A 25,439-nucleotide genomic window follows, 5' to 3' on the forward strand; every position below is an offset into this window, starting at 1 on the left:
CCCCGGCCACCCCGTGAGGTGCCCGACCGCCGCGACGGGCCCGCTACCGCCCCGCCAGGGCCAGCGCGTCCTCGACCCCGGGCTCCTGGCGCCCCAGGAACCGCGGATCGGGCTCGACCGTGGCGTCGAGCGCCGCCTTGCCGGCCGCGAGGATCTCCCGTACGCCGCCGTAGTACCAGGTCGCGTCGCGCTTGGCGTCGACCCCGACGCCGTACGACTCGATGCCCGCGGCCCGGCACAGCGCGATCGCCCGCCGGATGTGGAAGCCCTGGCTCACCAGCACCGCCCGGTCCACCCCGAAGATCTTCTTGGCGCGCACGCAGGAGTCCCAGGTGTCGAAGCCCGCGTAGTCGCTGACGATGCGGTCGTCCGGCACGCCCTGGCGCACCAGATAGGTGCGCATCGCGTCCGGTTCGTCGTACTCCACCCGGCTGTTGTCCCCGGTGACCAGCACGACTTTCACCTTGCCCGCCCGGTACAGCTCGGCCGCCGCGTCCAGCCGGTGCGCGAGATACGGCGACGGACCACCGCGCCACAGCCCGGCCCCGAAGACGACGGCGACGTCCTGCACGGGGGCGTCGGCGGTGGTGCGGACGCGGCTGTCCGCGACCGCGTGCATCCACGTCGGGGGCGCCAGCGCGAGCACGCAGGCGAGCATGACCGCTTGTGTCACGCGCCGCTGTCCGCGCCGGGTTCTCGGTATCAGGCGCAGCCGTTTCTGCCATTGCGCCGCTCTCTTCACGACCGCGCCCGCCGTGCGCCTCGTGCGCGAAAACCGCATGTCAGTGCCCGCCTCCCGCTGCGATGATCCCGCCATGTCCCCTCAATTCTGGCCGCTGTACGGCCTACGGATCATGACGCCACATCTTGAGCTGCGGGTTCCGCACGGGGAGGTACTGGATGAACTCGCCGCCGTCGCCGCGGCCGGTGTGCACGACGAGGCGGCCATGCCGTTCTCCGTGCCGTGGACCGAAGGGACCCCCGAGGCCTGGGGCAGGACCTGATGGCGTCCGACTTCGCGGTGACCAGTTGGCGCGCCCGCCGGTGATCGCGTCGACCCCGGCCTGACAATGCCGCGACCCGGACGGTGAGGGCCCGGAAAACACCCGTCATTCCGACGCAACGACGCGGCAATGTCGGCCCGGCAGTATCGGTCCATGACGGAGTCGGCAGCACACCGCGAGTCACTGCCCCTCGACAGCACGGCGCAACTGCTCACCCGCATCACCGCTGAGCTGGGCACCCGGCTCAGCCATGTCTCCCTGAACGGAAGCCGCAGGCACATGACCCCGCCCACCCTCGTCGCCGTCGCCCACGGCAGCCGCGACCCAGGAGCCCTGCGCACCGTCACCACGCTCCTGGAGCGGGTCCGCGAGCTGCGCCCCGGGCTCGACATCAGGCTCGGGCACATCGAGCTGAACGCACCGCTGCTGCCCGACACCCTCGCCGGCCTCGGCCGGGGCGACGCCGTGCTCGTACCGCTACTGCTCGGCCGCGGCCACCACGTCAAGCACGACCTGCCGCTGGCCGCGACCACCGCCCCGCACCTGCGCACCCGCATCGCCGCGCCGCTCGGCCCGCACCCGCTGCTGGTGGAGACGCTGTACGCCCGCCTCACCGAGGCGGGCTGGACCGACGCCGACGGGGCGGACCGGGGCAGCGGCGTCGTGCTGGCCGCCGCAGGCTCCCGGGACCCCGATTCGGCCGCGGACACCCGCAGCACCGCCGCGCTGCTCAGCGAACGCCTCGGCGGCGTCCCCGTACTCGCCGCCTACGCGTCCGCCGCGTCGCCCACCGTCCCGCAGGCGCTGCGCGCCCTCGCCGCCCGGGGCCGCCACCGGGCCGCCGTGGCTTCGTACTTCACCGCGCCGGGCCGGTTCGCCACCCAGAGCGCGGCCGCCGCGCCCTGGCTCGCGACCGCGCCGCTCGGCGCCCACGCCGCCATGGCCCGGCTGGTCCTGCTCCGCTACGACCAGGCTCTCGCCACCCGTCCCGCGATCCCGCTGCGCGAACTCGCGACGGCCTGAGGCCGCGCGACGCGTCCGTCCCGCGCGAGCCCGTCGGCGCCTCGTCCGCCCCGCCTGCGCGTCCGCCTGTCGGCGCTGCCGTTTACTGTCGGTGCATGGAAGGCACTGCACACGACACCCTGTACGACGCCGCCGACACCGACCGCTGGGCCACCGAGCCCGACAAACGGCCCGGCAGGACCGCCTTCCAGCGCGACCGCGCCCGGGTGCTGCACTCCGCCGCACTGCGCCGCCTCTCGGGCAAGACCCAGGTGGTGACCCCCGGCTCCCGCAGCCAGGTGTGGGACGCCAGCCCGCGCACCCGCCTCACCCACTCCCTGGAATGCGCCCAGGTCGGCCGCGAGCTCGGCGCCGCCCTCGGCTGCGACCCCGACCTCGTCGAGGCGGCCTGCCTGTCCCACGACATGGGCCACCCGCCCTTCGGGCACAACGGCGAGCTGGCACTCAACGACTTCGCCAAGGACTGCGGCGGCTTCGAGGGCAATGCCCAGTCGCTGCGGCTGCTCACCCGCCTGGAGCCCAAGCGGTTCGTGCCCTCGTCGACGACCGGTGAAATGGTCAGCGTCGGGCTCAACCTCACCCGGGCCGCCCTCGACGCCGCCACCAAGTACCCCTGGCCGCGCGGCGGCCACCCCACCGACCCGGCCTCGGTGAAATTCGGGGTGTACGAGGACGACCTGCCGGTCTTCGACTGGGTCCGCCAGGGCGCCCCGGCGCACCGCAAGTGCTTCGAGGCCCAGGTCATGGACTGGTCCGACGACGTGGCGTACTCCGTGCACGACTTCGAGGACGGTCTGCACGCCGGCCACCTCGACCCGAACTTCCTGCTCGCCGAGCCGGAGCGCCACGAGATCTTCGCCGTGGCCGTCGGACGGTACGTACCGGAGGACACCGCACCCGAGGAGCTGGCCGCCGCCCTCGACCGCCTCCTGGAACAGGAGTGGTGGCCGCACGGGTACGACGGGTCCGCCGTCGCCCAGGCCCGCCTGAAGGACGCCACCAGCCAGCTCATCGGCCGCTTCTGCCTGTCCGCGGAGGGCGCCACCCGCCAGGCGTACGGCACGGGCCGCCTCACCCGGTACGCCGCGGAGCTGGTCGTCCCGCGCGAGACACGGCACGAGTGCGCCGTCCTGAAGGCCGTCGCCGACCGCTATGTCATGCAGCGCGACGAGCAGGAGCGGCTCCGCGCCGACCAGCGCATCGTCATCGCCGAGCTGGCCGAGGAGCTCACGGCCCGCGCCCCCGAGGGCCTCGACCCGCAGTTCCGCGCCCTGTGGGACACCGCGCCCGACGACCGGGCCCGCAAGCGGGTGCTCGTCGACCAGATCTCGTCGTTCACCGACGCGGCGGCCCGCTCCCTGCACGCCCGCCTCACGACGCGAACGCCACGCCGTTCATGAGCGCGTCCCCCAGCGTGGTCCGCCGGTGCAGGACATGGCTGCCCCGCCGCTCCGAGGCGATAAGCCCGGCCTCCCGCAGCACCGTCGCGTGCCTGCTCGCCGTCGACAGCGTCAGCCGCAGGGTGTCGCCGAGCTGAGTCGTGGTCATCGGCCGGTCCAGTACGTCGAGCACGGCGGTCCGGGTGTGGCCGATGAGATGGGCGACGGGCTGCCCGGCCGTTCCCTCGCCCGCCTCACCGGCGGCGTGGTGGCGGGCGAGCCAGCCAGGCTCGAGCGTCAGCGGATGGACGAGCACCGGCGGCAGCGCCGGATCGGCCAGCGCGATCGGGCGCCGGACGCAGAAGAACGACGACAGCATGGTCAACGACCGCCCCCGCAGCTCCAGTTCGCGCTCCACCGGATACGACGCCTCCAGCGTCCCGTCGTCCCGCCTGCTCAGCACGGGACTGTAGGTCGCCAGCAGCCCCTCGGGGCCGTACTCCAGCGCCGCCTCGCCGCGCCCCCGCCGGTCAGCGGCCACCGCCGAAGCGATCGTTTCCTGATACGGCGCCACCGCCACCGCGTAGTAGCGGCGCAGCGCGTCGCCCAGCCGCAGCAGCGCCCGCGGGTCGCCCTGCGCCAGCAGCCGGGCGACCGGCGGCACCGGGCCGCCCTCGTAGAGCCGGCCGAGCTCGTCGCCGAGCCGGGACACCGGGGTGGACAGTATCCGGTCCAGCCCGGTCTCCAGGTCCGCGATGCCCTGGCCCGGCGTGAGGAAGTCCGGGAAGTACGCGGCGGAGGGGCACAGCCGGATCAGCGCGGCCACCGTCCTGGTCAGGCCCGCCCGTGCGATCGCCGCCCGCACCTCGCGGCGCCACGGGTCGAAGACCAGCGCGGCCTGCCGGTTCTGCAGCAGGTGCAGGCTGTGCACGATCTCCCACAGCGGGTCGGGCTGCGCGGCCACCCGCAGCCGGTTCAGATCCTCGGTGGTGAAGTGGATGCGCAACATGCGCCCGCACGCCCCGCTCTCTCCCCGCGCCCTGCTCTCTTGTGCAACTCCGGTGCGTCAGAGACTAGTCACCTTCAGGCGGAACTGTGCAGTCCATTTGCGTTGTGCACGAAAGCCCCGCACGTCGTCCATATCGGAGTGACCCTGGAGGAGAGGTGGCTGCGGGCGTCAACGGGGGAGACGTCCGCAGCCACCGTTTTCATGCGCCCGAGCAGCCCTGCGGCCCGTACGGCGTCGGCGGCGACAGCCCTGCGGCCCGTACGGCGCCGACGGCGAGGACCGCGGGCCAGGGCCGTAGCCCCGCCCGGCGGCAGCCGCGAGCTGTCACAGCTGTCACAGCGGGAAGCGACAGGGGCGGGAACAAGCCCGCCACGGGTGCACCGCACCGCACCCCCTCTTCCCCCATCACCCTCTGTGCGGGACGCTCGAACCCGGCGGCGTAGCGTATGGGCAGGCACAGAGGAGGCACCAAGTGGTCGACGCAGATCAGACGTTCGTCATCGTCGGTGGGGGACTGGCGGGGGCGAAGGCCGCGGAAACGCTCCGTGCCGAGGGCTTCACCGGCCGGGTGATCCTCATCGGTGACGAACGTGAGCATCCGTACGAACGTCCACCCCTGTCCAAGGGATTCCTGGCCGGCACCGAGGAACGCGACAGCGTCTTCGTCCACGAGCCCGGCTGGTACGCCCAGGCCGACATCGAGCTGCACCTCGGCCAGACCGTCGTCCACCTCGACCGTGCCACCAGGACGGTCCTGCTCGGCGACGGCGCCACCGTCCGCTACGACAAGCTGCTGCTGGCCACCGGCGCCGAGCCGCGCCGCCTCGACATCCCGGGCACCGGCCTGGCCGGCGTCCACCACCTGCGCCGCCTCGCCCACGCGGAGCGGCTGCGCGGCGTGCTGGCCACCCTCGGCCGCGACAACGGCCACCTCGTCATCGCCGGGGGCGGCTGGATCGGCCTGGAGGTCGCCGCCGCCGCACGCGGTTACGGCGCCGAGGTCACCGTCGTCGAACCGGAGCCGACCCCGCTGCATCAGGTCATCGGCCCCGAGCTCGGCCAGCTCTTCACCGACCTGCACAGCGAGCACGGCGTGCGCTTCCACTTCGGCGCCCGCCTCACCGAGATCATCGGCCAGGACGGCATGGTGCTCGCGGCCCGCACCGACGACGGCGAGGAGCACCCCGCCCACGACGTGCTCGCCGCGATCGGCGCCGCCCCGCGCACCGCGCTCGCAGAATCGGCCGGCCTCGACCTCTTCGACCCCGCGCAGGGCGGGGGCATCGTCGTCGACGCCGCGCTGCGCACCTCGGACCCCGACATCCACGCGGCCGGTGACGTGGCCGCCGCGCACCACCCCCTCCTCGGCACCCGGCTGCGCGTCGAACACTGGGCCAACGCGCTCAACAGCGGCCCGGCCGCGGCCCGCGCCATGCTGGGCCAGGAGGTCGTGTACGACCGTGTTCCGTACTTCTTCTCCGACCAGTACGACCTCGGCCTGGAGTACTCGGGCTGGGCGCCCCCCGGCTCGTACGACCAGGTCCTCATCCGCGGCGACGCGGGGAAACGCGAGTTCATCGCCTTCTGGCTGAAGGACCACCGGGTCCTCGCGGGCATGAATGTGAATGTGTGGGAAGTCACCGAACACATCCAGCAGCTGATCCGCACCGGGGCCAGGGTCGACGCCGACGCCCTCTCCGACCCCACCGTCGACCTGGCTTCCCTGCTCCGCTGAGCGTCGCACCGACAGGAGTGTCCGAGCGCCGCCGTACACTTCACGCGTGGCCGGCAGGATCAACGATGACGACGTGAAGGCGGTTCGGGACGCGGTCCCGATCGACGCCGTTGTGTCCGAGTACCTTCAGTTGCGCAGCGCCGGTGGTGGCAACTTCAAGGGGCTGTGCCCCTTCCACGACGAAAAGTCCCCGTCCTTCCAGGTCAGCCCGAGCAAGGGTCTCTTCCACTGCTTCGGCTGCCAGGAAGGCGGCGACACGATCGCCTTCGTGATGAAGATCGATCATCTCTCCTTCTCCGAGACGGTCGAGCGCCTCGCCGCCCTGGCGGGCATCACCCTGCGGTACGAAGAGGGCGGGTACAACCCCACCCACCAGCGCGGTGAGCGCGTCCGCCTGGTCGAGGCCCACAAGGCCGCCGCCGAGTTCTACGTCGAGCAGCTGGACTCCGCGGAGGCCGAGATCGGCCGCAAGTTCCTGGCCGAGCGCGGCTTCGAGCAGAGCGCGGCCCACCACTTCGGCGTCGGTTACAGCCCGGCGGGCTGGGACCACCTCACCCGCTATCTGCGCGGCAAGGGCTTCACCGACAAGGAGCTGACGCTCTCCGGCATCTCCCAGGAGGGCCGCCGCGGCCCCATCGACCGGTTCCGCGGCCGGCTGATGTGGCCGATCCGCGATATTACGGGCGAGGTCGTCGGCTTCGGCGCGCGCAAGCTCCGCGACGACGACAACGGGCCCAAGTACCTCAACACCCCCGAGACCCCGATCTACAAGAAGTCCCAGGTGCTGTACGGCATCGACCTGGCCAAGAAGGAAATCGCCAAGACCAGCAAGGCCGTTGTCGTCGAGGGGTACACCGACGTGATGGCCTGCCATCTGGCCGGCGTCACCACCGCCATCGCCACCTGCGGTACGGCCTTCGGCGGCGACCACATCAAGATCCTCCGCCGGCTGCTCATGGACCACGCGTCGGCCGAGGTCGTCTTCACCTTCGACGGCGACGCGGCGGGACAGAAAGCCGCACTGCGCGCCTTCGAGGACGACCAGAAGTTCGCCGCCGAGACCTCCATCGCGATCACCCCGGGCGGCATGGACCCCTGCGACCTGCGCCTCGCGCAGGGTGACGCAGCCGTGGCGTCCCTGGTCGAAACGCGCACGCCGCTCTTCGAGTTCGCGATCCGGCACGTCGTGTCCCGGCACAACCTGGAGACCCCCGCGGGCCGGGCCGCCGCCCTCGACGAGGCCGCGCCGATCGTCGCCAACATCAAGAACATCGCGATCCAGCACGAGTCCGCCGTCCAGCTCGCCGGCATCCTCGGCATCATGGACATCCAGTTCGTGGTCAAGCGCGTCGCGCAGCTGGCCCGTTGGGCCCGCGACCGCGGCGGCCGAGGCCCCAACGCACCCCAGAGCCGGCGCCCCACGCCCGCGCAGGACCTGGGCGGCGGCGGTCACCAGGGTCCCTCGGGTCCCGCGCTGAATCTGCGCAGCCCCGCCCACCGCACCGAGCGCGAGCTGCTCAAGCTCGCCCTCCAGCGCCCCGACCTGGTCTCCCCGGCCTTCGACGCCTACGGGATCGACGAGTTCACCGCCCCGCCGTACGCCACGGTGCGCCAGACCATCGACGACGCGGGCGGCGCCGAGCAGGGCGTCATCGACCCCTCCGACTATCTGACGCGGGTGCGGGACACCGCACCCAACGACACGGTGCGCGCCCTGGTCACCGAGCTCGCCGTCGAGGCGATCATGCGCAAGACCGTCGACGACGTCTACGCGGGCATCCAGTTGGTCCAGGTCCGGCTGCGCGCCGTCGAGCGCCGCATCCTCGACGTCCAGGGCACCTTCGCCCGCCTCGGTCCGAGCGCGGACCCCGAGCACCAGGCCGCCGTACAGAGCGAGTTGTGGGTCCTCCAGCAGTACGGCGAGGCCCTGCGCAACAACGGCGCCGCCGCGCTCTGACGGGCAGTGCCCTGCAGCCCCGGGAGGCACCGGGCGCCCCCTGCGTAACCGGCCGGTCACGGACCGGACTCAAAAAGTCACCGCACGCCCCTCGTGGCGGTGCTGTGTCGTACCCCACACTGGTTGCGGTGCCTGAGTCCTCGGAGCGCGGCCGGCCCACGCCGAGTGGGCCACACACCCGCGGATCCGCTCAATGTGTACGGGACGGACGGCGGCCCGGTCGCCGCCCCCGTTCCGTTGCCGCACGCCCCCGAACCGGCAGCGATCACCCTGGAGGTCGCCCCCGTGCAGACCCAGACTCAGACCTTGAAAGACGCCGATGCCGATGCCGATGTCGCCGGCTCTGCCAAGGTCCCTCCGCAGAGCCGGGGCGTACACCACCCCGAAGCCGAGTCCGCAGAACCCGAGGCCGAAATCCTCGTGGACGATCCGGCAGACACCCCCGAAAAGCCCGAAGTGACCGAGCGGCGCAACAGCCGCACCGACACGGGCGGACCGTCATCCGACCTCTTCCGGCAGTATCTGCGCGAAATCGGCCGCATTCCGCTGCTCACCGCGGCCGAGGAGGTGGACCTGGCCCGCCGGGTCGAAGCGGGCCTGTTCGCCGAGGAGAAGCTCCGTACGGTCCCCGATCCGGACTCCCGGCTCGCGGTGGACCTCGACAAGCTGGTGGTCCTGGGCCGGATGGCCAAGCGCCGTCTGATCGAGGCGAATCTGCGCCTCGTCGTGTCCGTGGCCAAGCGCTATGTCGGCCGCGGCCTGACGATGCTGGACCTGGTCCAGGAGGGCAACCTCGGCCTCATCCGTGCCGTCGAGAAGTTCGACTACGCCCGTGGCTACAAGTTCTCGACGTACGCGACGTGGTGGATCAGGCAGGCGATGTCGCGCGCGCTGGCCGACCAGGCCCGCACGATCCGGGTCCCCGTCCATGTCGTCGAGCTGATCAACCGCGTGGTGCGCGTCCAGCGCCGGATGCTTCAGGAGCGGGGTTACGAACCGACACCCCAGGAGGTCGCCACCCATCTGGAACTCACCCCCGAGCGAGTCAGCGAAGTGCTGCGCCTCGCCCAGGAACCGGTGTCGCTGCACGCGCCCGTGGGGGAGGAGGACGATGTCGCGTTCGGTGACCTCATCGAGGACGGCGACGCGGCGTCACCTGTCGAGTCGGCGGCGTTCCTGCTGCTCCGTGAGCACCTGGAAGCCGTGCTCTCCACCCTCGGCGAGCGCGAACGCAAGGTGGTGCAGCTCCGCTACGGGCTGATGGACGGGCGGCCCCGGACGCTGGAGGAGATCGGGCGGATCTTCGGCGTGACGCGCGAGCGGATCCGCCAGATCGAATCCAAGACCCTGAACAAGCTCCGCGACCACGCGCTGGCGGACCAGCTGCGGGGCTATCTGGACTGAGGGTGCGGGTGGGGGGCGCGGGGCTTTGTTCCCCACCCCGCCCCTTCCCGAAGTCCTCAAACGCCGGACGGGCTGAAAGAACTCTTTCAGCCCGTCCGGCGTTTGAGGACACGCCCGTAAGGCGTCCCGGGGTCCGGGGCTTGCCCCGGTTACGGGAAGGGGCGGGTAGGGGAAAGCGCCGCAGGCAACCCGCACCCAGCCCGCCCCCGCACCCAGCCCGCCCCCGCACCCAGCCCGCCCACGCACCCAGCCCGCCCCCGCACACCGCTCCGCGCACCGCATCCGCTCCGCGCACCGCATCCGCTCCGCGCACCGCATCCGCTCCGCGCACCGCATCCGCTCCGCGCACCGCATCCGCTCCGCGCACCGCATCCGCTCCGCGCACCGCATCCGCTCCGCGCACCGCATCCGCTCCGCGCACCGCATCCGCTCCGCGCACCGCATCCGCTCCGCGCACCGCATCCGCTCCGCGCACCGCATCCGCTCCGCGCACCGCATCCGCTCCGCGCACCGCATCCGCTCCGCGCACCGCATCCGCTCCGCGCACCGCATCCGCTCCGCGCACCGCACCCGCGCCCCGGCACCGCGCCCGCCCCCGCGAGCCCGCCCCTAATCCACCTCCGCCACCGCCTGCGCGAACTGCGCCGCATGCAGCCGCGCATACGCTCCGCCCGCCGCCAACAGCCCGTCATGCGTGCCCTGTTCGACGATCGAGCCGTTCTCCATCACCAGGATCACGTCCGCGTCCCGGATCGTGGAGAGCCGGTGCGCGATCACGAACGAAGTACGGCCATGGGCCAGCCGCGCCATCGCCTTCTGGATCAGGACCTCGGTCCTGGTGTCCACCGAGCTCGTCGCCTCGTCGAGGACAAGGATCACCGGGTCGGAGAGGAACGCCCGCGCGATCGTGATCAGTTGCTTCTCGCCCGCGCTGACCCCCGACCCCTCCTCGTCGATCATCGTGTCGTAACCGTCGGGCAGCGTCCGCACGAAGCGGTCCGCGTGGGCGGCCCGCGCCGCCTCCTCGATCTCCTCGCGCGTGACCTCGCGCGACGCCCCGTACGCGATGTTCTCGGCGATCGTCCCGCCGAACAGCCAGGTGTCCTGGAGGACCATGCCGATCCCCGACCGCAGCCCCTCGCGCGACATCTTCGAGATGTCGGTGCCGTCGATGGTGATCCGGCCGCCCGTCACTTCGTAGAACCGCATCAGCAGGTTCACCAGGGTCGTCTTGCCCGCACCCGTCGGGCCGACGATGGCGACCGTCTGGCCCGGCTCGACCTTCACCGACAGGCTCTCGATGAGCGGCTTGTCGGGCTCGTAGCGGAAGGACACCTTCTCCAGCGAGACCCGCCCCAGCGACTCCACCGGGAACGGCGCGTCCGCCGAGTCCGGCTCCTGCTCCTGCGCGTCGAGGAGCTCGAAGATCCGCTCGGCCGAAGCAACCCCGGACTGCAGCAGGTTCGCCATCGACGCGACCTGCGTCAGCGGCATCGAGAACTGCCGCGAGTACTGGATGAACGCCTGCACATCACCGATCGACAGCGTGCCCGAAGCGACCCGCAGGCCGCCCACGACCGCCACCAGCACATAGTTGAGGTTCGACAGGAACATCATCAGTGGCTGCATGATCCCGCTGTTGAACTGCGCCTTGAACCCCGCCTCGTACAGCGCGTCGTTCTGCTCACGGAACGCCTCGGCGGACTCGTCCGCGCGCCCGAAGACCTTCACCAGAGCGTGGCCCGTGTACATCTCCTCGATGTGCGCGTTCAGCTTGCCGGTGGTCTTCCACTGCTGCACGAAATGCGGTTGCGACCGCTTGCCGACCTTCGCGGCCACCAGCACCGACAGCGGTACGGTCACCAGCGCGACCAGCGCCAGCAGCGGCGAGATCCAGAACATGATCCCCAGCACGCCCACGATGGTCAGCACCGAGTTGATGAGCTGACCCATCGACTGCTGCATGGTCTGCGAGATGTTGTCGACGTCGTTGGTGGCCCGGCTGAGCAGCTCGCCGCGCTTCTGCTGGTCGAAGTACTTCAGCGGCAGCCGCGACAGCTTCGCCTGGATGTCCTCGCGCATCCGGTACACGGTCCGGTTGATGATGAGGATGGAGAGCCGCGACGACACCAGCATCAGCAGCCCCGCGGCCACGTACACCACGAGCACGAACAGCAGGATTTCCCCAACGGCGCCGAAGTCGATGCCCTGTCCGGGGGTGAAGTCCACCCCGGACAGCATGTCGGCGAGCCCGTCGTCGCCCTTGGCCCGCAGGCCGTCGATGACCTGCTGCTTGGTGCCGCCCTCGCGCATCTGCCGGCCGACCACGCCCGAGAAGATCAGGTCGGTGGCCCTGCCGAGGATCTTCGGCCCCATCACCGAGAACGCGACGCTCAGCACCCCCGCCGCCAGCATCCAGCACAGCGTGGTCTTCTCCGGGGCGAACTGCCTCAGCAGCCGCCGCGCGGAGCCCTTGAAGTCCATGGACCGTTCGACGGGCGGTCCGCCCATCATGCGTCCAGCAGGCCCGCTCATGCCGCCTCAGCCTCCGTCAGCTGGGAGAGCACGATCTCCCGGTACGTCTCATTGCCCGCCATCAGTTCGTGATGGCGTCCGGTCCCGACGACCCGGCCCTCGTCGAGGACCACGATCCGGTCGGCGTCCCGGATGGTCGACACCCGCTGGGCGACGATGACCACGGTCGCGTCGGCGGTCTCCCGCCCCAGGGCGGCCCGCAGTGCCGCGTCCGTCGCGTAGTCCAGCGCCGAGAACGAGTCGTCGAACAGATAGATCTCCGGCCGCTGCACCAACGTCCGCGCGATCGCAAGCCGTTGGCGCTGACCGCCGGAGAGATTCGTACCGCCCTGCGCGATCGGCGCGTTCAGCCCGCCCTCCAACTCCTCCACGAACTCCCGGGCCTGCGCCACCTCCAGCGCGTGCCACAGCTCCTCGTCCGTGGCGTCCGGCTTCCCGTACCGCAGATTCGTCGAGACCGTCCCGGAGAACAGATACGGCTTCTGCGGCACCAGCGACACCGTCTTCGCCATCAGTACGGGCTCCAGCCTGCGCACGTCCACGCCGTCGACCAGCACCTCGCCGTCCGTCACATCGAACAGCCGCGGTACGAGCCCCAGCAGTGTCGACTTCCCGCTGCCGGTCGACCCGATGATCGCGGTCGTCTCACCCGGCCTGGCGACCAGGGAGATGTCCCGCAGGACCGGCTCCTCGGCGCCGGGATAGCAGAAACCCGCGCCGCGCAGCTCCAGTTGCCCGTGCCTGCGCAGTTCCCGTACGGGATCAGTCGGCGGAACCACGCTCGACGCGGTGTCGAGCACTTCCTCGATGCGCTCGGCGCACACCTCGGCGCGCGGCACCATCATGAACATGAAGGTGGCCATCATCACGGCCATCACGATCTGCATCAGATACGCGAGGAACGCGGTCAGCGCCCCGATCTGCATCCCGCCGCTGTCGATCCGCTGCGCGCCGAACCAGACCACCGCGACGCTGGCGACGTTCACGACCGTCATCACGATGGGGAACATCAGTGTCATCAGCCGCCCGGCGGCCAGCGACACGTCCGTCAGCTCGGTGTTCGCCTTGCGGAAGCGGCCCTTCTCGTAGTCGTCCCGTACGAAGGCCCTGATCACCCGGTTGCCGGTGATCTGCTCGCGCAGTACCTGGTTGACGGTGTCGAGCCGCGTCTGCATGGTGCGGAACAACGGTCGCATCTGTCGCACGATCAGGCTCACGGAGATCCCGAGGACCGGGACGACCGCGAGGAGCACACCCGAGAGCGGCACGTCCTGGCCGAGCGCCATGATGATGCCGCCCACGCACATGATCGGCGCCGACACCATCATCGTGAACCCCATCAGCACCAGCATCTGGACCTGCTGGACGTCATTGGTGGTCCGGGTGATGAGCGACGGGGCGCCGAACTGGCCGACCTCCCGCGCGGAGAAGCTCTGCACCCGCTCGAAGACGGCCACCCGGACGTCGCGCCCGAGCGCCGAAGCGGTCCGCGCGGCGTAGAAGACCGCACCGATGTTGCCGGCCACCTGGACCAGGCTGATGGCGATCATGAGACCGCCGAACTCCAGGATGTAGCCCGTGTCCCCGGTCACGACACCGTTGTCAATGATGTCCGCGTTGAGGGTGGGCAGATAGAGAGTGGCGCAGGTCTGCAGCAGCTGCAGCAGCACCAGCAGGGCGATGGGTTTCTTGTACGGGCCCAGGTGGGCCCGCAGGAGTCTTATGAGCACACGCAGTCTCTCGGTGGTCGGCGGGGCGGCGGTCGGCAAGATCGGGGACCGCCCCATCTTCCGCCACCGGACCCCGGGAATTCCAAGGGATTACGTCAACCAGGGGTCAATACTTGCGCCGGGATCCACAAAGCCCCCGGAACCGCCCAAGCCCGCTCGCGGACCGCCGCATCCCGGTCAGGAATCGAACGCGCCGGGATGGATCTGGTCCCGCGTCGCTGCGTACTGCTGTCGCACGGCCTGGCCCATCGGCAGTTCCTCGCCGGGCTCGAACACCTGCACCGCCGCGCCCTGCCAGGCCGGCGGGGTGTGCGGGGAGAGTGCGCCCTGCGAGACGCCGAGCGCCCAGGCGGCCTGCCGGGCCGCGCCCAGCGCCGCGTACTCCGCGGGCTGCGGCACGACCACCGGCGTACCGAAGATCGCGGGCGCCGCCGCCTGCACGGCGGGCAGCTCGGCGGCGGCCCCGAGCAGGAACACCCGCCTGACCTCCACCCCGCGGCCCCGCAGCACGTCCAGCGCGTCGGCGAGCGAGCAGAGCATGCCCTCGAAGGCCGCCCGCGCCAGGTGCTCGGGCTTCATCGACTCGCGCCGCAGCCCACTGAGCGTCCCGGCGGTGTGCGGCAGCTGCGGCGTCCGCTCGCCCTCCAGATACGGCAGAAGTACGAGCCCGTACGCTCCCGGCGACGACTTCAGGGCCAGCTCCGAGAGCCCGTCCAGATCCGTCCCGAGCAGTTCGGCGGTGCCCCGCAGCGCCCGTACGGCATTGAGGGTGTGGACGACCGGCAGATGCATCCCCGTCGCGTCCGCGAACGAGGTGATCAGCCCGCTCGAATCGACCAGTGCCTCGTGGTGCACGGCCATCACCGAACCCGAGGCCCCCAGCGACACGACCGCGTCACCCACCCCGACACCGAGCCCGAAGGCCGCGGCCATCGTCTCGCCCGTACCGGCGGAGATCAGCAGCCCCTCGGGGGTGGTCCCCGCCGCGTCGGACGGGCCGAGCACCTCGGGCAGCGCGGCGGGGTGCCCCAGCGCGAGCTCCACCAGATCGGGCCGGTACGTGCCGGTGGCCGCCGACCAGTAGCCGGTGCCGGACGCCGCACCCCGGTCGGTGGTCCTGCGGGCGGGCCGCCCGAGCAACTGCCACACCAGCCAGTCGTGCGGCTGCATCACCATGGCGGTGCGCTGCGCCGCCTCCGGCTCGTTGCGCGCCAGCCAGCGCAGCTTCGCCACCGGCTGCGGCGCCTGCGGCACCGACCCGACGGCCTCGGCCCACGGCTGGCGCCCGCCGAGGGCGTCGATGAGATCGGCGGCCGAGACCTGGGCGCGCTTGTCATTGCCGAGGAGGGCCGGACGTACCGGAGAGCCCTGCCCGTCGAGCGGGATCATGCCGTGCTGCTGCGCGCACACCCCGATGGCCTGGACGCCCTCAAGGAGCCCACCGGCCGCGGCTTCGCCCAGCGAGAGCAGCCACACCTGTGGATCCGCCTCGGTGGCTTTCGCCTCCACGGGATGCGGGGCGTACCCCTGCCGCAGCACGGCACCCGTGTCGGTGTCGCACACCACAATGCGCGTAAATGCAGACGAACTGTCCAAGCCGGCGACTATCCCCATGCTCAAGATTCTGCCGCATGTGCCGGGCATGGTGCGCCGCGCCCGGCCATCGGCGGCCGGGCGCGGCAGGTGGAGCGGTTATTCGGGGCTGGGACGGACCCGCCACGGGTCGGGCGCGGGGCTAGGTGTTGGTCGTACCCCAGTCGTCCTCGCCGCTCTGGCCGCTGCGCTCACGCAGCGAGCGCACCCGCTCGGCCACCGAATCGGGCATCCGGTCCCCGACCTTGTCGCTGACCGTGTTGAACGCCTTGCTCGCGATGTCACGGCCGTTGTGGGCCGCGGACTCGGCGGCGTTGCGCACCGCCGGGTTCTGGGCGATCTGACGCGCGGACTTCTTCAACTGCTCGTAGCGCTCGCGTCCGGCCCTGGTGCCGATCACGTACCCGAGGGCCAGTCCGGCGATGAACGTGAGTCGGTAGCGCATGGCTGCCACCCTTCTTTACGTCGGCGGTCCCCTGCTGCCGGGGCATTCCGGACGGCGGGGCTGTGCTGGCCGCCTACCCGGAGGCACCCGTGATCACCCAGGGGGCATACCGATTGGCGGAGCACCCCCCTGCTTGCGCTAATGTATGTGTCGCAGCGAGCACACGCTTCCCGGGACGCCATCCGGTGGGTACGTTCGGTGCAACGCAGCAATCCCCTGTAGCTCAATTGGCAGAGCAGCCGGCTGTTAACCGGCAGGTTACTGGTTCGAGTCCAGTCGGGGGAGCGCAGTCCCCTGTAGCTCAATTGGCAGAGCATTCGGCTGTTAACCGGAGGGTTACTGGTTCGAGTCCAGTCGGGGGAGCAGCAAGGAAAAGGACCCCTCAGGGGTCCTTTTTCGTGTGCCTGGGAACCGGGCAGGTGGCCATGAAGTCCTGATGGGCAGGCGTTGCCGACCATCCGAGGCAGGAGATCGTATGACCGGCTATGCTGCGGCAGACGGCGCGCACATATGTGCGCGACGCGCCGTTAGGGGCGGTAGCTCAGCCGGTTAGAGCAGCGGACTCATAATCCGTCGGCCGTGGGTTCGAGTCCCACCCGCCCCACCACAGCAGAAACGTCGTGACCTGCGAGAATGTAGGTTTCACGCTAGCGCAGGCGTCGCGTTCGCCACACAAACGCCACACCGAATCCCCGTACGATTTCTCCATGGCTTCGATCAAGACCAATTCCCGGCTGTCGGGAGACCCCTCGTACACCATCGTCTGGCGGGCTGGCGGGTCCCGAACAGGGGACTGGTGCCGTGAGACCTTCGATGACGAGGATCAGGCGAAACGTTTCCGCGATCTGGTCAACGGTCACGGACAGCAATGGCCGCCGGGGTGGCTCAAGGGGAGGGGGTTCGTCGAGACGGGCGGGTCGCCGATGCCGGACTCGGAGAAGTTTCCGGTCTATGCGCACGCCTACGTGGGGCTGCTAACGGACATATCGGAGCACACCAGAATAAACTACACAAGGTTCATCGATAACCACATGATCCCGTGGTTCGGCGAGCTGTCAGTCTCCGACCGCGGGAGCAGGCTTACCCGGGACCACGTCAGCCGGTGGATTCTGGACCTTCAGAACGGGAGACCCGGCCCTCTGCACCCAGCGGGTACGAAGCGCCGGGCGTACGCCCCGAAGACCATTGCCAACCTCCACGGCTTGCTCTACAGCATCTTCCAGTCCGCCGTGAGCGCCGATCCCGCCCTGCGCGACTCGAACCCCTGCGCCCACACGCGCTTGCCCAAGAGCAACGACACCGAGGATGACGAGGTCTTCCTCGAACCCGAGGAGTACGCCCTCCTCAAGACGTATGTGCGTGCCGACGCCGTCGACATTGTCGATGTCCTGGTGAGCACCGGCCTCCGGTGGGGTGAGATAACGGCACTACAGCCCCGGGACTTCACCTTCGCGTCGAAGCGGCCGACGCTCCGTGTGCAGCGTGCCTGGAAGCGGCGAGGTGAGGGCGGGACATTCCTCGGTGCCCCAAAGACGAAGAAGTCGCGACGGACTCTCGTGCTCACCCCGGAGCAGGTACAACTGTTCCAGCGGCGCTGTCTAGGTAAGCAGCCAACCGACCTGGTCTTCACCGCACCGGAGGGCGGGGCCTGGCACTCCGGCGTGTTCTACGCACATCGTTGGAAGCCCGCCCTGGACGCGGCCAATACAGCCGGTCTCACCAAGCGGCCGCGCATCCACGACCTTCGCCATACCCACGCTTCCTGGCTCATCGCCGGCAAGGTTCCACTGCCGGTGATACAGGCTCGCCTCGGCCACGAGTCGATCACGACGACCGTTGACCGGTACGGGCACCTACTGGAAGCTTCGGACGACGAGGTCGTGGCCGCCGTCGAGTGGGCTATGGGAGCTGTGATCCCGTAGGGCGTTGCCAATGTGGCCTCCGTGTGCTGCGAGGACAATTCGCTGGGTGAGGTTGGAGCGTGACGGCGCGAACTTATCTGGGTGGTGGCGTGATTTGGGCGAGGCGGAGGCGGTGGCCTTCCGCGGTGTCGCCGAAGTCGCATTCGTCGTCGTCGCGGAAGTGTCTGTAGAACCACTCGGGTACTCGGGTGGTATCCAGGCGGGTGCGGAGTACGCCGTCCTGCACGTCCCGTGCGACGTTTCGTAGGCGGTGCCATTCGTCGTCGAGGACGGGGCCGGGGCGTCCGTTGTGTAGCTCGGCGCTGACGACCTTGGTGAGTCGGTCGCGTTCGTCGGCCACCTTGCGCTGACCGGACCAAATCTCGTAAGCGATCTGGAATGCCGCCAGAGACGGGACATAGAAGCTGAGGAGAGTGTCGCCCAGAGTGACGCCCGCGACCACCAGACCGGCGATGAGACCGATAGCGGCCCACAGCATCGCGGTGGTGGCGATGAGGTGACCGTAGCGGCGGCGGAGGCGGGCGTCCCAGGCGAGGTTCTGTTCCTGGGCGATGAACACGTCGTAGGGGTGGTGAACCTCGTTGGGTGTGTCCTGAATACGTAGAGGAGCTGGTTGTAGGAAAGCTGCCTTGAAGTAGTGCTGTACGGGAGATGAAGGTGTTTGGCCCTTCGGAGCCGCCCTGCGGGGGAGGCTTCAAACCGCCTCATGCTGCGCTAGCTAATGACTGTCGTGGTGAGCGATTGAGGAAAAGGCGTCGTAAGAGGCGTCAGGTGGGGATCAGGAAGACGAACGCAAGTGAATCGTTGCTGAAGTGTCGAAAGATTCTTAGACGACATCAGAACCGGGACGTACAACGGGTTCCGGGATGAGCCTGGCGGGTGCCCGCTTATTGGCCAGGCGGTGTCCGGCATGAAGACGACGTGAGCCTGATCTGCCGCTTCCGTACGGAACAGGAGAAGGCGCTCCTCGGCACTGTCTGCCCTGGTAGGGGTGGCGAGAGGGAGTGTCCCAAGCGGCTGAAACCGCGAGGGATCGAGTACCGATACGAGGCGCGCCGGCGGACCGGCTCGTAGTAGTGATGAAGCCTCTGTAATAGAGGTGGAGCGAAGGGGTCGGGCTATTCGTGACGTTGTGTATCTAGACAACCGGACGCTCTCCGGGAGGAACTATATGGACACGTTGAAGTCAACAGGCAAGCCGTTTGAGATCTCGAAGCGGGAAGTCTGGGAGGCATACAAGGGAGTTAAGGCGAACAAGGGTGCGCCCGGTGTGGATGGGCAGTCCCTTGAGGACTTCGACAAGGATCTGAAGAACAATCTGTACAAGATCTGGAATCGTATGTCGTCCGGGACGTATTTCCCGCCGCCGGTACGTGCGGTGGAGATCCCCAAGTCGTCGCCCCGCGGCGGCTCAAGGATCTTGGGCGTGCCCACGGTGGCCGACAGAGTTGCCCAGACCGTAGCCGCCAGGCACCTCATGGACCGGGCCGAGCCCGTCTTTCATGAGGATTCCTACGGCTACCGGCCGGGGCGCTCGGCGCTGGATGCGGTGGAGTCCTGCCGACGACGCTGCTGGAAGAAGGACTGGGTGATCGAGCTTGACATCCAGAAGTTCTTCGACAGCGTCCGATGGGACCTCATCGTCAAGGCAGTGGAAGCGCACACCGATGCCGTCTGGGTGATTTTATATGTGAAGCGATGGCTCCAAGCGCCGCTTCAACTGCCCGACGGGACCTTGCAACAGCGGGACCGTGGAACCCCACAGGGATCAGCGGTCTCGCCCGTGCTCGCGAACCTGTTCATGCACTACGCGTTCGACATGTGGCTGGCCCGGGAGCATCCCACCGTCACGTTCGAACGGTATGCAGACGACGCCGTCGTGCACTGCGTCACTGAGCGTCAGGCCCGCGAAGTGCTGGCCGCGCTCACGGACAGGATGGAGAAGGTCGGGCTGCAACTGCACCCCGACAAGACCAGGATCGTCTACTGCCGGGACGGGCAACGCCAGGGCTCCTATGAGCACATGGAGTTCACCTTCCTCGGGTACACGTTCCGCGCGCGCAAGTCGCAGGACAAGTGGGGCAGGCGTTTCCTGTCCTTCGAGCCTGCAATCAGCAAGGACGCCTTGAAACGGATCAGCGGGGAAGTGCGCAGCTGGCGTCTTCACCGACGGTCCGATCTCTCCTTCGTGGAACTCGCCCGACGGATCAACCCGATCGTGGCGGGTTGGGTCAACTACTACGGCCGCTTCTACCAATCGGCCCTGACCCCCCTCCTACAGCGCATCAACGCCTACCTGGTGCGATGGATCCGCAAGAAGTACAAGCGGCTCGCGGCGCTGCGCAAGGCCCTTTCGAAGATGCGGGACATCGCCCAGCGATACCCCCGTATGTTCGCGCACTGGAAGGTGACCACCGCAGCGTCCTCAGCCTGGTGATCAGAACGGCAAGAGCCGTGTAAAGAGAGATCTTTACGCACGGTTCTGCGAGAGCCGGGGGGTGAAACTCCCCCCGGCTACTCGACTCGGGTCGTACCAGCCATCAGTGATGCGCTTGTCCTTTGCGCCACCTCGGGGGAGCTTACGCGCGAGACGACGGACGTCAGGTTCGGGGATGGGATCGCCTGCAACCGTGGCGCGCCACGGCAAGTGGAACAGAGCGATGTCGAACATCTCCTGGAGCAGCGCACCCTGGCGGGCGGTGTTGCCAGCGAGGCCCTTGAGTAGGAACGCGGAAACGACGAACCAGAGGAATCCGATGATCGAGATGACTGTCCGGCCGTGGCCGATCAAGGTGATCAGGACGCCGGCGGCGGCGAGGGCGACGGCGACGGTGACGCGCACGGCTTCGAGGAGCTGGCCGCGGTGATGGCTTGCCGACGCCGCGCGCTGGAGGAGCAGCATGTCGTCGTCGAGCTGCCGCTCGTGGATGGCCCGAGGCGGGATCCCATGCACGCCGCCGGAATCGGTGGAGAGATTCATGGCCTGGTCATCCGGTTCCCGAAGAGCTTCTTCCACTCGTCATAGGCGGCGCGCTCCTGGCCCTCGTCCTCCAGGTCGACCGCCCGTTCTGCAATGGCGCGGGCCTGGTTGAGTGCGTTGGCCGCGGCGAGTTTCTGAGTCGCGTTCATGACGGCGTTGACGTCACCGCCCAAGCCGGCGGGGTCGGGCCACTCATCGCCAATGCGTTCGGCAGCGGTAGCCAGGAACAGCACGACCTCGTCCTGGTAGCGCCCGATCGGTGGCTTCACCAGTGACTGGGCCATGACCTCCAGCAGGAACGAGGGCGACACCGGCTCGCTGAGTTCGCGGTTGATCCCCTTAACCATCTTGACGAAGGGTACGAATTTGCCGTCGCAGCCGGCGTTCTTGGCAATGCTCAGCTCGTGGTGGCGCTTGGGGTTGGTCGCAATCCAGCCACCTGCAGAAGGGTTGGGGATGTAGTAGCCACCGTCGGCTCGCTTGAAGGCGGGGACTACGTCGATCGACATGACCTCGTCGTCGGGGCCGTAGGGGATGACGACGGCCATACCGTCACGGGCGGCGGAGCTCCACTTCTGCCGGAGCAGGGTCTCCAAGGCGTTGATCACTTGGATAGGGGCCTGGTCGCGGAAACCTGCCTGGGAGCCGTTGGCGTCGAGGACCACGAAGATGTCGATGTCCTTGAGCTTCTTCGTCTTCGTCTCGCGCCGGTAGCTGCCGGTGAGGAAGTCGTCAGAGAGGTCCCAATGCGACCGGACGAAGTCGCGGATTGCCTCGTGCCGCGCCTTCGCCAGGTCCTGCTCGGTCTGGGTGATCTCCAGGTTGTGCTTGAGCCTGGTGAAGGCGTCGTCGATGTATCCCATACCGGTGTCTCCCTGCCCGTGGTCTCAGCTGTGGTGATACCGCATGCCGGTCGAGGCATGCGGAGCGGAACCGAGAGTGCCGAAGGTGATGCTGCGCAGGCCGTCGGTGCTCGCCCGCTGGCCGGGGCCCCAACCCGGTTGTGGGGTGCGGGGTCCGTTGAAGGTGCAGAACAGCCGGTGGGTGGTGCCCGTGGGTACCTGGTCGAACTTAGCTCGGAAGCGGGCGGCCCGGGCACGGGAGGCAGTGAACTCAGCGTTGCCGTCGCCAGAGGTGGTGTAGGACACCGGGAACTCGATCACCGGCGCCACGGTGCCCGAGGGCTGGCGGCACTCCACGACCACCGTGTCGAGAGAACCCTCCTCGATCCACGCCTTGATTGCGTTCTCGTTCTGCATCCAGTCGTGATGCAGCCGGTCCATGTCGATCCCCAGGTCGGCGAGGATGTCGGTGATGGTGCCGAGGATGACGTCGGTCAGGTGCGTGGCGGTATGGGCCCGCGTGTAGCTGTAGGTATAGGTGGAAGTCATCGCTGGCCCACCGCCCGTCGCAGAGCCTCACGGTCGATCAGCGGACCGGAGTTGGCAGCTTTCGCCTCCGGAGCGGGCGGCACAGCGTCGGACAACCGGGCGTGACCGTCGGCGGCTGCCTTCACCTGCTCCTGGAGCGGGACCGGGGGCGGCAGGTAGATCGTGAAAACGTCGGCGCCCGCCGCGCCGAGGACAGGGCTGAGGTTCTCCTCCAACGTCAGCGCATCTGTGCCGGACACCGTCGTGATTTCGCAGTGCACCTTGCCGACAACCAAGGTGATCGGGTGCTGCTGCAGGTGTCCTGCCGCGATCAGCATCCGTCCGACCGGCTCGGCGGCCGACATCGCCTGCACCGCCTCGTCGCGGGACAGCTCGGAGGACTGCTCCACGGTGTCCGCCACGAGGTCCGCGATCACTGCCCAGGTTCCGCTGGCGCTGCGCATAGGAGAGGCTGCCACCTGCCTAGTACGCCGCACGGGGCACCTCCGGCTGGCTCGTCTCCCCGACGGCGTTGCGTACTGCAGCGGCCAAGTCGTCTTCGGTGAGGCGGCCGGGGTCCAGCACCGTGTCCAGCCGCTGCGCCAGGGCTTCGAAGACCACCTTGCGCGTACGGCGGCCATCCAGGCCGTGAGCGGTCTCAGCGATGCGGTCCATGGCGGAGGAGCGCGCCAGATCACCCAAGGCCGGGTACTTGCCAGCCAACGTCAGGAGTGTGGAGGTCAGAATCTCCCGCAGGGCCTCGGGCTCGGGAAGGGGAATGAGGATGGCAGCGTCGGAGCGGGAGAGGAAGGCCTCGTCCAGGGCGCTGGTGAAGTTGCTGGTCGCGACGAAGAAGAGGTGTGGGTGCTGGGTGGCGTTGAGATCCAGGGCCGTGAGTACCGCGTCGGTGGCGCGGTGGACATCGGCGGGGTTGGCAGCCAGTGATGCCGCCGAGCGGGCGACCGCCATCGATTCGACCTCGTCGAGGATCACCACGGTCGGCGTGCCGTCCGACGCGAGACCCGGCACGTACTCGCCGAGTAGTTCGCTGACCCGCTGCTGCGACTGCCCGTGTTCGGCGCTCATCAGCCCGTGCGGGTTGATCTCGATCCGCCGGACCTCGCCTCCGGGGACGTAGCTGGCTACCTGCGCCGGCAGGCCCCGGGCCAGGGTGGTCTTGCCGGTGCCGGGAGGGCCGTAAAGAGTGCACAATCCGTGCAAGGCCGTCACCTCGAACGGAAGGTCGGGCCGCACCAGCAGCGACAATACGGTCTGGTTGCGGAGTCGTTCCTTGATCGTCCTCGGAACCACGATGGCGTCCCACAAGGCGACTTCTGGCGAGTTAGCGGTTACCAACTCGTCCGACAGCACGCACTCCTGAACCTTCATACCCTCAACTCCGTCCCCACGAAGGGCAGATGACCTCAGATTTGAACACCATTTTCCTGCTGGCCGGTACGGTACACGACAGGAGGGGCGTGTGAATCGGAACAGCTGGTTCGGCGTGTCGTGCGGGGTTCCGTGTGTTTTTACAGCTCGGTAACCAAGAGGGACCTAAGATGCGAGCGAAACCCTCAAGATCGAAACCTGTCCGCTGATCGGCGGGCGTCGACTGACGCGGAGGCGAACGCAATGAACGGCCCGCAACTGGACCCCGGCGATGTGGCGGCTCTGTTCGACCGCGCCAGATTGCGGATGGCGCGCGAACTCCGTGGACTCACTCAAGTGCAGCTGGCCAGAGAAGTCGGCTCCATCACCGCGGCCTCGGTCAGCCAGTTTGAGAACGGGCACAGCAGGCCGGCCACATCGACGCTTCGTCGGCTTGCGGTCGCGTTGCGGGTGCCGCCGTCGTTCTTCGCCGCTCCTGCCCGCCCACCTGCCCAACACCAGTTGAACGGATTCTTCCGCAGCCTGCGGTCCACCTCTCCCCGGGATCGGCAACAGGCGCTTGCCTATGTGCACCTAGCGCGAGAGCTCGCGCTTGAGCTCGAAAAACATGTCGTGTTGCCCGATCTGAATTTGCCCCGCTACCCGATTGGCGAAGGGGAACCTTGTCAGTCCGCTGACATCGAACAAGCAGCAGCCCGGGTTCGTGACCATTGGAACGTTTCACGCGGTCCAGTTCAAGATGTTGTTCGGCTGTTGGAAATTAATGGAACGGTTGTCGTCCGGTTTCGTGTCAGTATCGAAAAAGTTGATGCATTCTGTGTCGACTTCCCAGACCGGCCCGTTGTTGCTCTCGGGGCCGACAAGGGCCTGCGCGACCGCTCCCGTTTCGATGCGGCCCACGAGCTAGGTCATTTGGTCCTGCACGGCCTCCGTGGGGAAACGAGAGATAAGGGAACTGAGAGTCAGGCCCACGAGTTTGCCGCCGCGTTTCTTATGCCAGCCGAGGACATCAGACCCGAACTTCCCGAACGGCTAGACTGGCCTGCACTTCTCCACTTGAAGGCAAGATGGCACGTCTCGCTAGCCGCCCTACTGGTCAGAGCGAAGACGCTTGGTGTCATGAGCGAACACGCCTTTGCGCAAGGGTGGAAAGCCTTGTCGGTCCGGGGGTGGAGGAAAGTGGAGCCAGGCCCTCTTGGAAATCCAGAGGTTCCGGTTCTCCTGCAAAGGGCACTAGAATTGATGGAAACAACCGGCCTTTCCTTCGCGGATTTCATTAACCACTCTGGGCTTCCGGAAGATGATATTCGAACCCTGCTCGGCCGAGATATCAGCGAACGCCCACGCGTGGAATTCTGACCTACCGCTCGCGGTCGCTAAGGCCCGAAGGCGTAGGAGGTAGCAGTGGCGGTTGTCTCAGCGTGGACGTTGTTTAGCGATCTATGCTCAGTCGGTTGCTAGGTCACCAGAGGCTAAGTGGGTGGCCCGCTGTAATCGCTGCCTTAATGATTGTCGCGATTTCCGCTTTGGTCCTCCCGCCTTCCTGGCCGGCGCGGATAGCAGCGCCGATCGCGCGGAGCGTCCGGCCGGGCCTCGAAGGTCTGCGAGGGGGTTACCCGGGTCTCTGCGGCGGGCCAGCCATTCGGCCCGGTTCTCCGCCGCTGTCCCCAGTCGCAGGTGCGTCGGCTGGTGGCAGGAGTGGTTGAAGTGTTCTCCATATTTCGTATGTCTCATGAGACACAAGACGTCCGGCCCTACGAAGGCCGTACCCGAACGTCGGGCGGGCAGTCGATGGAGATATGGCCTTGATGAGACAGTTCGACAGTCCCCATCCGTGATGTAGATCACGCATTGGCGGCTGGCGGGCGCGAGGGTAGACGCTTGATGCCATTTGATAGTCAGGCTGTCGACCAGGGCACGAGCGGTGGCGTTGTCTGCGTCCGAACCAGCAGCGTAGGAGAGTC

Annotated in this window: 21 protein-coding genes, 3 tRNA genes and 1 pseudogene; 12 read left to right on the forward strand and 13 right to left on the reverse strand. The window is 68.4% G+C overall.

The genetic code is table 11. The annotated features are described in order from the left end of the window. Positions 1-43: 43 nt before the first annotated feature. Complete coding sequence (locus ABCR94_RS07990) at positions 44-658, reverse strand: SanA/YdcF family protein (protein WP_521976479.1); 615 nt, start codon at positions 656-658, stop codon at positions 44-46. A gap of 157 nt (positions 659-815) precedes the next feature. Here ABCR94_RS07990 and ABCR94_RS07995 point away from each other — a divergent pair, with 157 nt between their 5' ends. From ABCR94_RS07995 to ABCR94_RS08005, 3 genes are all read left to right on the forward strand, one after another. Next, positions 816-1,004, forward strand: a complete 189-nt coding sequence (locus tag ABCR94_RS07995; protein ID WP_347118365.1) for a hypothetical protein — start codon at positions 816-818, stop codon at positions 1,002-1,004. Positions 1,005-1,157: 153 nt separating this feature from the next. Then, complete coding sequence (locus tag ABCR94_RS08000; protein WP_347118366.1) at positions 1,158-2,027, forward strand: sirohydrochlorin chelatase; 870 nt, start codon at positions 1,158-1,160, stop codon at positions 2,025-2,027. Positions 2,028-2,122: 95 nt separating this feature from the next. Then, on the forward strand, positions 2,123-3,427 hold the full coding sequence (locus tag ABCR94_RS08005) for a deoxyguanosinetriphosphate triphosphohydrolase (protein ID WP_347118367.1): 1,305 nt from the start codon (positions 2,123-2,125) through the stop codon (positions 3,425-3,427). Here the strand turns inward: ABCR94_RS08005 and ABCR94_RS08010 are convergent. Both ABCR94_RS08010 and ABCR94_RS08015 read right to left on the reverse strand, forming a co-directional pair. Next, on the reverse strand, positions 3,399-4,415 hold the full coding sequence (locus ABCR94_RS08010) for a helix-turn-helix domain-containing protein (RefSeq protein WP_347118368.1): 1,017 nt from the start codon (positions 4,413-4,415) through the stop codon (positions 3,399-3,401). The genes ABCR94_RS08005 and ABCR94_RS08010 overlap by 29 nt on opposite strands. Before the next feature lie 199 nt (positions 4,416-4,614). Continuing rightward, positions 4,615-4,752 (reverse strand): hypothetical protein, encoded by a 138-nt coding sequence (locus ABCR94_RS08015; protein ID WP_347118369.1) that lies wholly within the window; start codon positions 4,750-4,752, stop codon positions 4,615-4,617. A 135-nt stretch (positions 4,753-4,887) separates the two neighbouring features. On the opposite strand from ABCR94_RS08015, the gene ABCR94_RS08020 reads away from it, so the two are divergent. The 3 genes and pseudogenes from ABCR94_RS08020 to ABCR94_RS08030 all read left to right on the forward strand — a co-directional run bounded on the left by ABCR94_RS08020 (position 4,888) and on the right by ABCR94_RS08030 (position 9,511). Beyond that, positions 4,888-6,150 (forward strand): NAD(P)/FAD-dependent oxidoreductase, encoded by a 1,263-nt coding sequence (locus tag ABCR94_RS08020; protein WP_347118370.1) that lies wholly within the window; start codon positions 4,888-4,890, stop codon positions 6,148-6,150. 46 nt (positions 6,151-6,196) lie between these two features. Further along, a complete protein-coding gene (gene dnaG, locus ABCR94_RS08025; RefSeq protein WP_347118371.1) occupies positions 6,197-8,107 on the forward strand; it encodes a DNA primase in 1,911 nt (636 codons plus the stop codon). Between the two features lie 128 nt (positions 8,108-8,235). After that, positions 8,236-9,511 (forward strand): annotated as a pseudogene (locus ABCR94_RS08030) (RNA polymerase sigma factor). Positions 9,512-10,120: 609 nt separating this feature from the next. Here the strand turns inward: ABCR94_RS08030 and ABCR94_RS08035 are convergent. From ABCR94_RS08035 to ABCR94_RS08050, 4 genes are all read right to left on the reverse strand, one after another. Then, positions 10,121-12,046 carry an ABC transporter ATP-binding protein gene (locus ABCR94_RS08035; protein WP_347118372.1) on the reverse strand — a complete coding sequence of 642 codons (1,926 nt, stop codon included), beginning with the start codon at positions 12,044-12,046 and terminating at the stop codon, positions 10,121-10,123. Beyond that, complete coding sequence (locus tag ABCR94_RS08040) at positions 12,043-13,776, reverse strand: ABC transporter ATP-binding protein (protein WP_347118501.1); 1,734 nt, start codon at positions 13,774-13,776, stop codon at positions 12,043-12,045. Before ABCR94_RS08040 ends, ABCR94_RS08035 begins: the two co-directional genes overlap by 4 nt. A 177-nt stretch (positions 13,777-13,953) precedes the next feature. Continuing rightward, positions 13,954-15,390 (reverse strand): FGGY family carbohydrate kinase, encoded by a 1,437-nt coding sequence (locus ABCR94_RS08045; protein WP_347118373.1) that lies wholly within the window; start codon positions 15,388-15,390, stop codon positions 13,954-13,956. 121 nt (positions 15,391-15,511) lie between these two features. Beyond that, the gene (locus ABCR94_RS08050; RefSeq protein WP_347118374.1) at positions 15,512-15,814 is read right to left on the reverse strand and encodes a YtxH domain-containing protein; all 303 of its coding nucleotides are present in this window, start codon (positions 15,812-15,814) and stop codon (positions 15,512-15,514) included. Positions 15,815-16,026: 212 nt separating this feature from the next. Here ABCR94_RS08050 and ABCR94_RS08055 point away from each other — a divergent pair. From ABCR94_RS08055 to ABCR94_RS08070, 4 genes are all read left to right on the forward strand, one after another. Next, positions 16,027-16,099 (forward strand) — tRNA-Asn (locus tag ABCR94_RS08055). A 5-nt stretch (positions 16,100-16,104) separates the two neighbouring features. Then, a tRNA-Asn gene (locus ABCR94_RS08060) sits at positions 16,105-16,177 on the forward strand. A gap of 167 nt (positions 16,178-16,344) precedes the next feature. Then, a tRNA-Ile gene (locus ABCR94_RS08065) sits at positions 16,345-16,421 on the forward strand. A gap of 100 nt (positions 16,422-16,521) precedes the next feature. Next, positions 16,522-17,736, forward strand: a complete 1,215-nt coding sequence (locus ABCR94_RS08070; RefSeq protein ID WP_347118375.1) for a tyrosine-type recombinase/integrase — start codon at positions 16,522-16,524, stop codon at positions 17,734-17,736. A 73-nt stretch (positions 17,737-17,809) separates the two neighbouring features. On the opposite strand, the gene ABCR94_RS08075 is transcribed toward ABCR94_RS08070, so the two are convergent. Then, positions 17,810-18,334 carry an S-4TM family putative pore-forming effector gene (locus tag ABCR94_RS08075; RefSeq protein ID WP_347118503.1) on the reverse strand — a complete coding sequence of 175 codons (525 nt, stop codon included), beginning with the start codon at positions 18,332-18,334 and terminating at the stop codon, positions 17,810-17,812. Positions 18,335-18,907: 573 nt separating this feature from the next. Here ABCR94_RS08075 and ltrA point away from each other — a divergent pair. Next, positions 18,908-20,173: a group II intron reverse transcriptase/maturase gene (ltrA, locus tag ABCR94_RS08080; RefSeq protein ID WP_347117696.1), complete on the forward strand. Its 1,266-nt coding sequence runs from the start codon at positions 18,908-18,910 to the stop codon at positions 20,171-20,173. Between the two features lie 33 nt (positions 20,174-20,206). On the opposite strand, the gene ABCR94_RS08085 is transcribed toward ltrA, so the two are convergent. From ABCR94_RS08085 to ABCR94_RS08105, 5 genes are read right to left on the reverse strand one after another with little or no spacing between them, the layout of a single operon-like run. After that, positions 20,207-20,716, reverse strand: a complete 510-nt coding sequence (locus tag ABCR94_RS08085) for an S-4TM family putative pore-forming effector (protein ID WP_347118376.1) — start codon at positions 20,714-20,716, stop codon at positions 20,207-20,209. Then, positions 20,713-21,579: a CBASS oligonucleotide cyclase gene (locus ABCR94_RS08090; RefSeq protein ID WP_347118377.1), complete on the reverse strand. Its 867-nt coding sequence runs from the start codon at positions 21,577-21,579 to the stop codon at positions 20,713-20,715. The genes ABCR94_RS08085 and ABCR94_RS08090 overlap by 4 nt, the downstream gene beginning before the upstream one ends. A gap of 24 nt (positions 21,580-21,603) precedes the next feature. After that, positions 21,604-22,107, reverse strand: a complete 504-nt coding sequence (locus tag ABCR94_RS08095; RefSeq protein WP_347118378.1) for a hypothetical protein — start codon at positions 22,105-22,107, stop codon at positions 21,604-21,606. Continuing rightward, a complete protein-coding gene (locus tag ABCR94_RS08100; RefSeq protein ID WP_347118379.1) occupies positions 22,104-22,550 on the reverse strand; it encodes a CBASS system Cap8 protein in 447 nt (148 codons plus the stop codon). Before ABCR94_RS08100 ends, ABCR94_RS08095 begins: the two co-directional genes overlap by 4 nt. 19 nt (positions 22,551-22,569) lie before the next feature. Continuing rightward, positions 22,570-23,475, reverse strand: coding sequence for an AAA family ATPase (locus tag ABCR94_RS08105; RefSeq protein WP_347118380.1), 906 nt, complete (start codon positions 23,473-23,475; stop codon positions 22,570-22,572). Positions 23,476-23,718: 243 nt separating this feature from the next. Here ABCR94_RS08105 and ABCR94_RS08110 point away from each other — a divergent pair, with 243 nt between their 5' ends. Then, positions 23,719-24,834 (forward strand): helix-turn-helix domain-containing protein, encoded by a 1,116-nt coding sequence (locus tag ABCR94_RS08110; protein ID WP_347118382.1) that lies wholly within the window; start codon positions 23,719-23,721, stop codon positions 24,832-24,834. Positions 24,835-25,439 lie beyond the last annotated feature (605 nt).

Source organism: Streptomyces changchenzhani (genome assembly GCF_039766235.1).
In the GTDB taxonomy this organism is placed as follows: Bacteria; Actinomycetota; Actinomycetes; order Streptomycetales; family Streptomycetaceae; genus Streptomyces.

Bases quoted from the DNA above. Each gene is read 5' to 3' on its own strand.
- ltrA (WP_347117696.1), top strand. From the start codon at position 18,908: ATGGACACGTTGAAGTCAACAGGCAAGCCGTTTGAGATCTCGAAGCGG.
- ABCR94_RS08000 (WP_347118366.1), top strand. From the start codon at position 1,158: ATGACGGAGTCGGCAGCACACCGCGAGTCACTGCCCCTCGACAGCACG.
- ABCR94_RS07990 (WP_521976479.1), bottom strand. From the start codon at position 658: ATGCTCGCCTGCGTGCTCGCGCTGGCGCCCCCGACGTGGATGCACGCG.
- ABCR94_RS08035 (WP_347118372.1), bottom strand. From the start codon at position 12,046: ATGAGCGGGCCTGCTGGACGCATGATGGGCGGACCGCCCGTCGAACGG.
- ABCR94_RS08100 (WP_347118379.1), bottom strand. From the start codon at position 22,550: ATGCGCAGCGCCAGCGGAACCTGGGCAGTGATCGCGGACCTCGTGGCG.
- ABCR94_RS08090 (WP_347118377.1), bottom strand. From the start codon at position 21,579: ATGGGATACATCGACGACGCCTTCACCAGGCTCAAGCACAACCTGGAG.
- ABCR94_RS08045 (WP_347118373.1), bottom strand. From the start codon at position 15,390: ATGGGGATAGTCGCCGGCTTGGACAGTTCGTCTGCATTTACGCGCATT.
- ABCR94_RS08070 (WP_347118375.1), top strand. From the start codon at position 16,522: ATGGCTTCGATCAAGACCAATTCCCGGCTGTCGGGAGACCCCTCGTAC.
- ABCR94_RS08085 (WP_347118376.1), bottom strand. From the start codon at position 20,716: ATGAATCTCTCCACCGATTCCGGCGGCGTGCATGGGATCCCGCCTCGG.
- ABCR94_RS08095 (WP_347118378.1), bottom strand. From the start codon at position 22,107: ATGACTTCCACCTATACCTACAGCTACACGCGGGCCCATACCGCCACG.
- ABCR94_RS08010 (WP_347118368.1), bottom strand. From the start codon at position 4,415: ATGTTGCGCATCCACTTCACCACCGAGGATCTGAACCGGCTGCGGGTG.
- ABCR94_RS08110 (WP_347118382.1), top strand. From the start codon at position 23,719: ATGAACGGCCCGCAACTGGACCCCGGCGATGTGGCGGCTCTGTTCGAC.
- ABCR94_RS08050 (WP_347118374.1), bottom strand. From the start codon at position 15,814: ATGCGCTACCGACTCACGTTCATCGCCGGACTGGCCCTCGGGTACGTG.
- ABCR94_RS08005 (WP_347118367.1), top strand. From the start codon at position 2,123: ATGGAAGGCACTGCACACGACACCCTGTACGACGCCGCCGACACCGAC.
- ABCR94_RS08105 (WP_347118380.1), bottom strand. From the start codon at position 23,475: ATGAAGGTTCAGGAGTGCGTGCTGTCGGACGAGTTGGTAACCGCTAAC.
- ABCR94_RS07995 (WP_347118365.1), top strand. From the start codon at position 816: ATGTCCCCTCAATTCTGGCCGCTGTACGGCCTACGGATCATGACGCCA.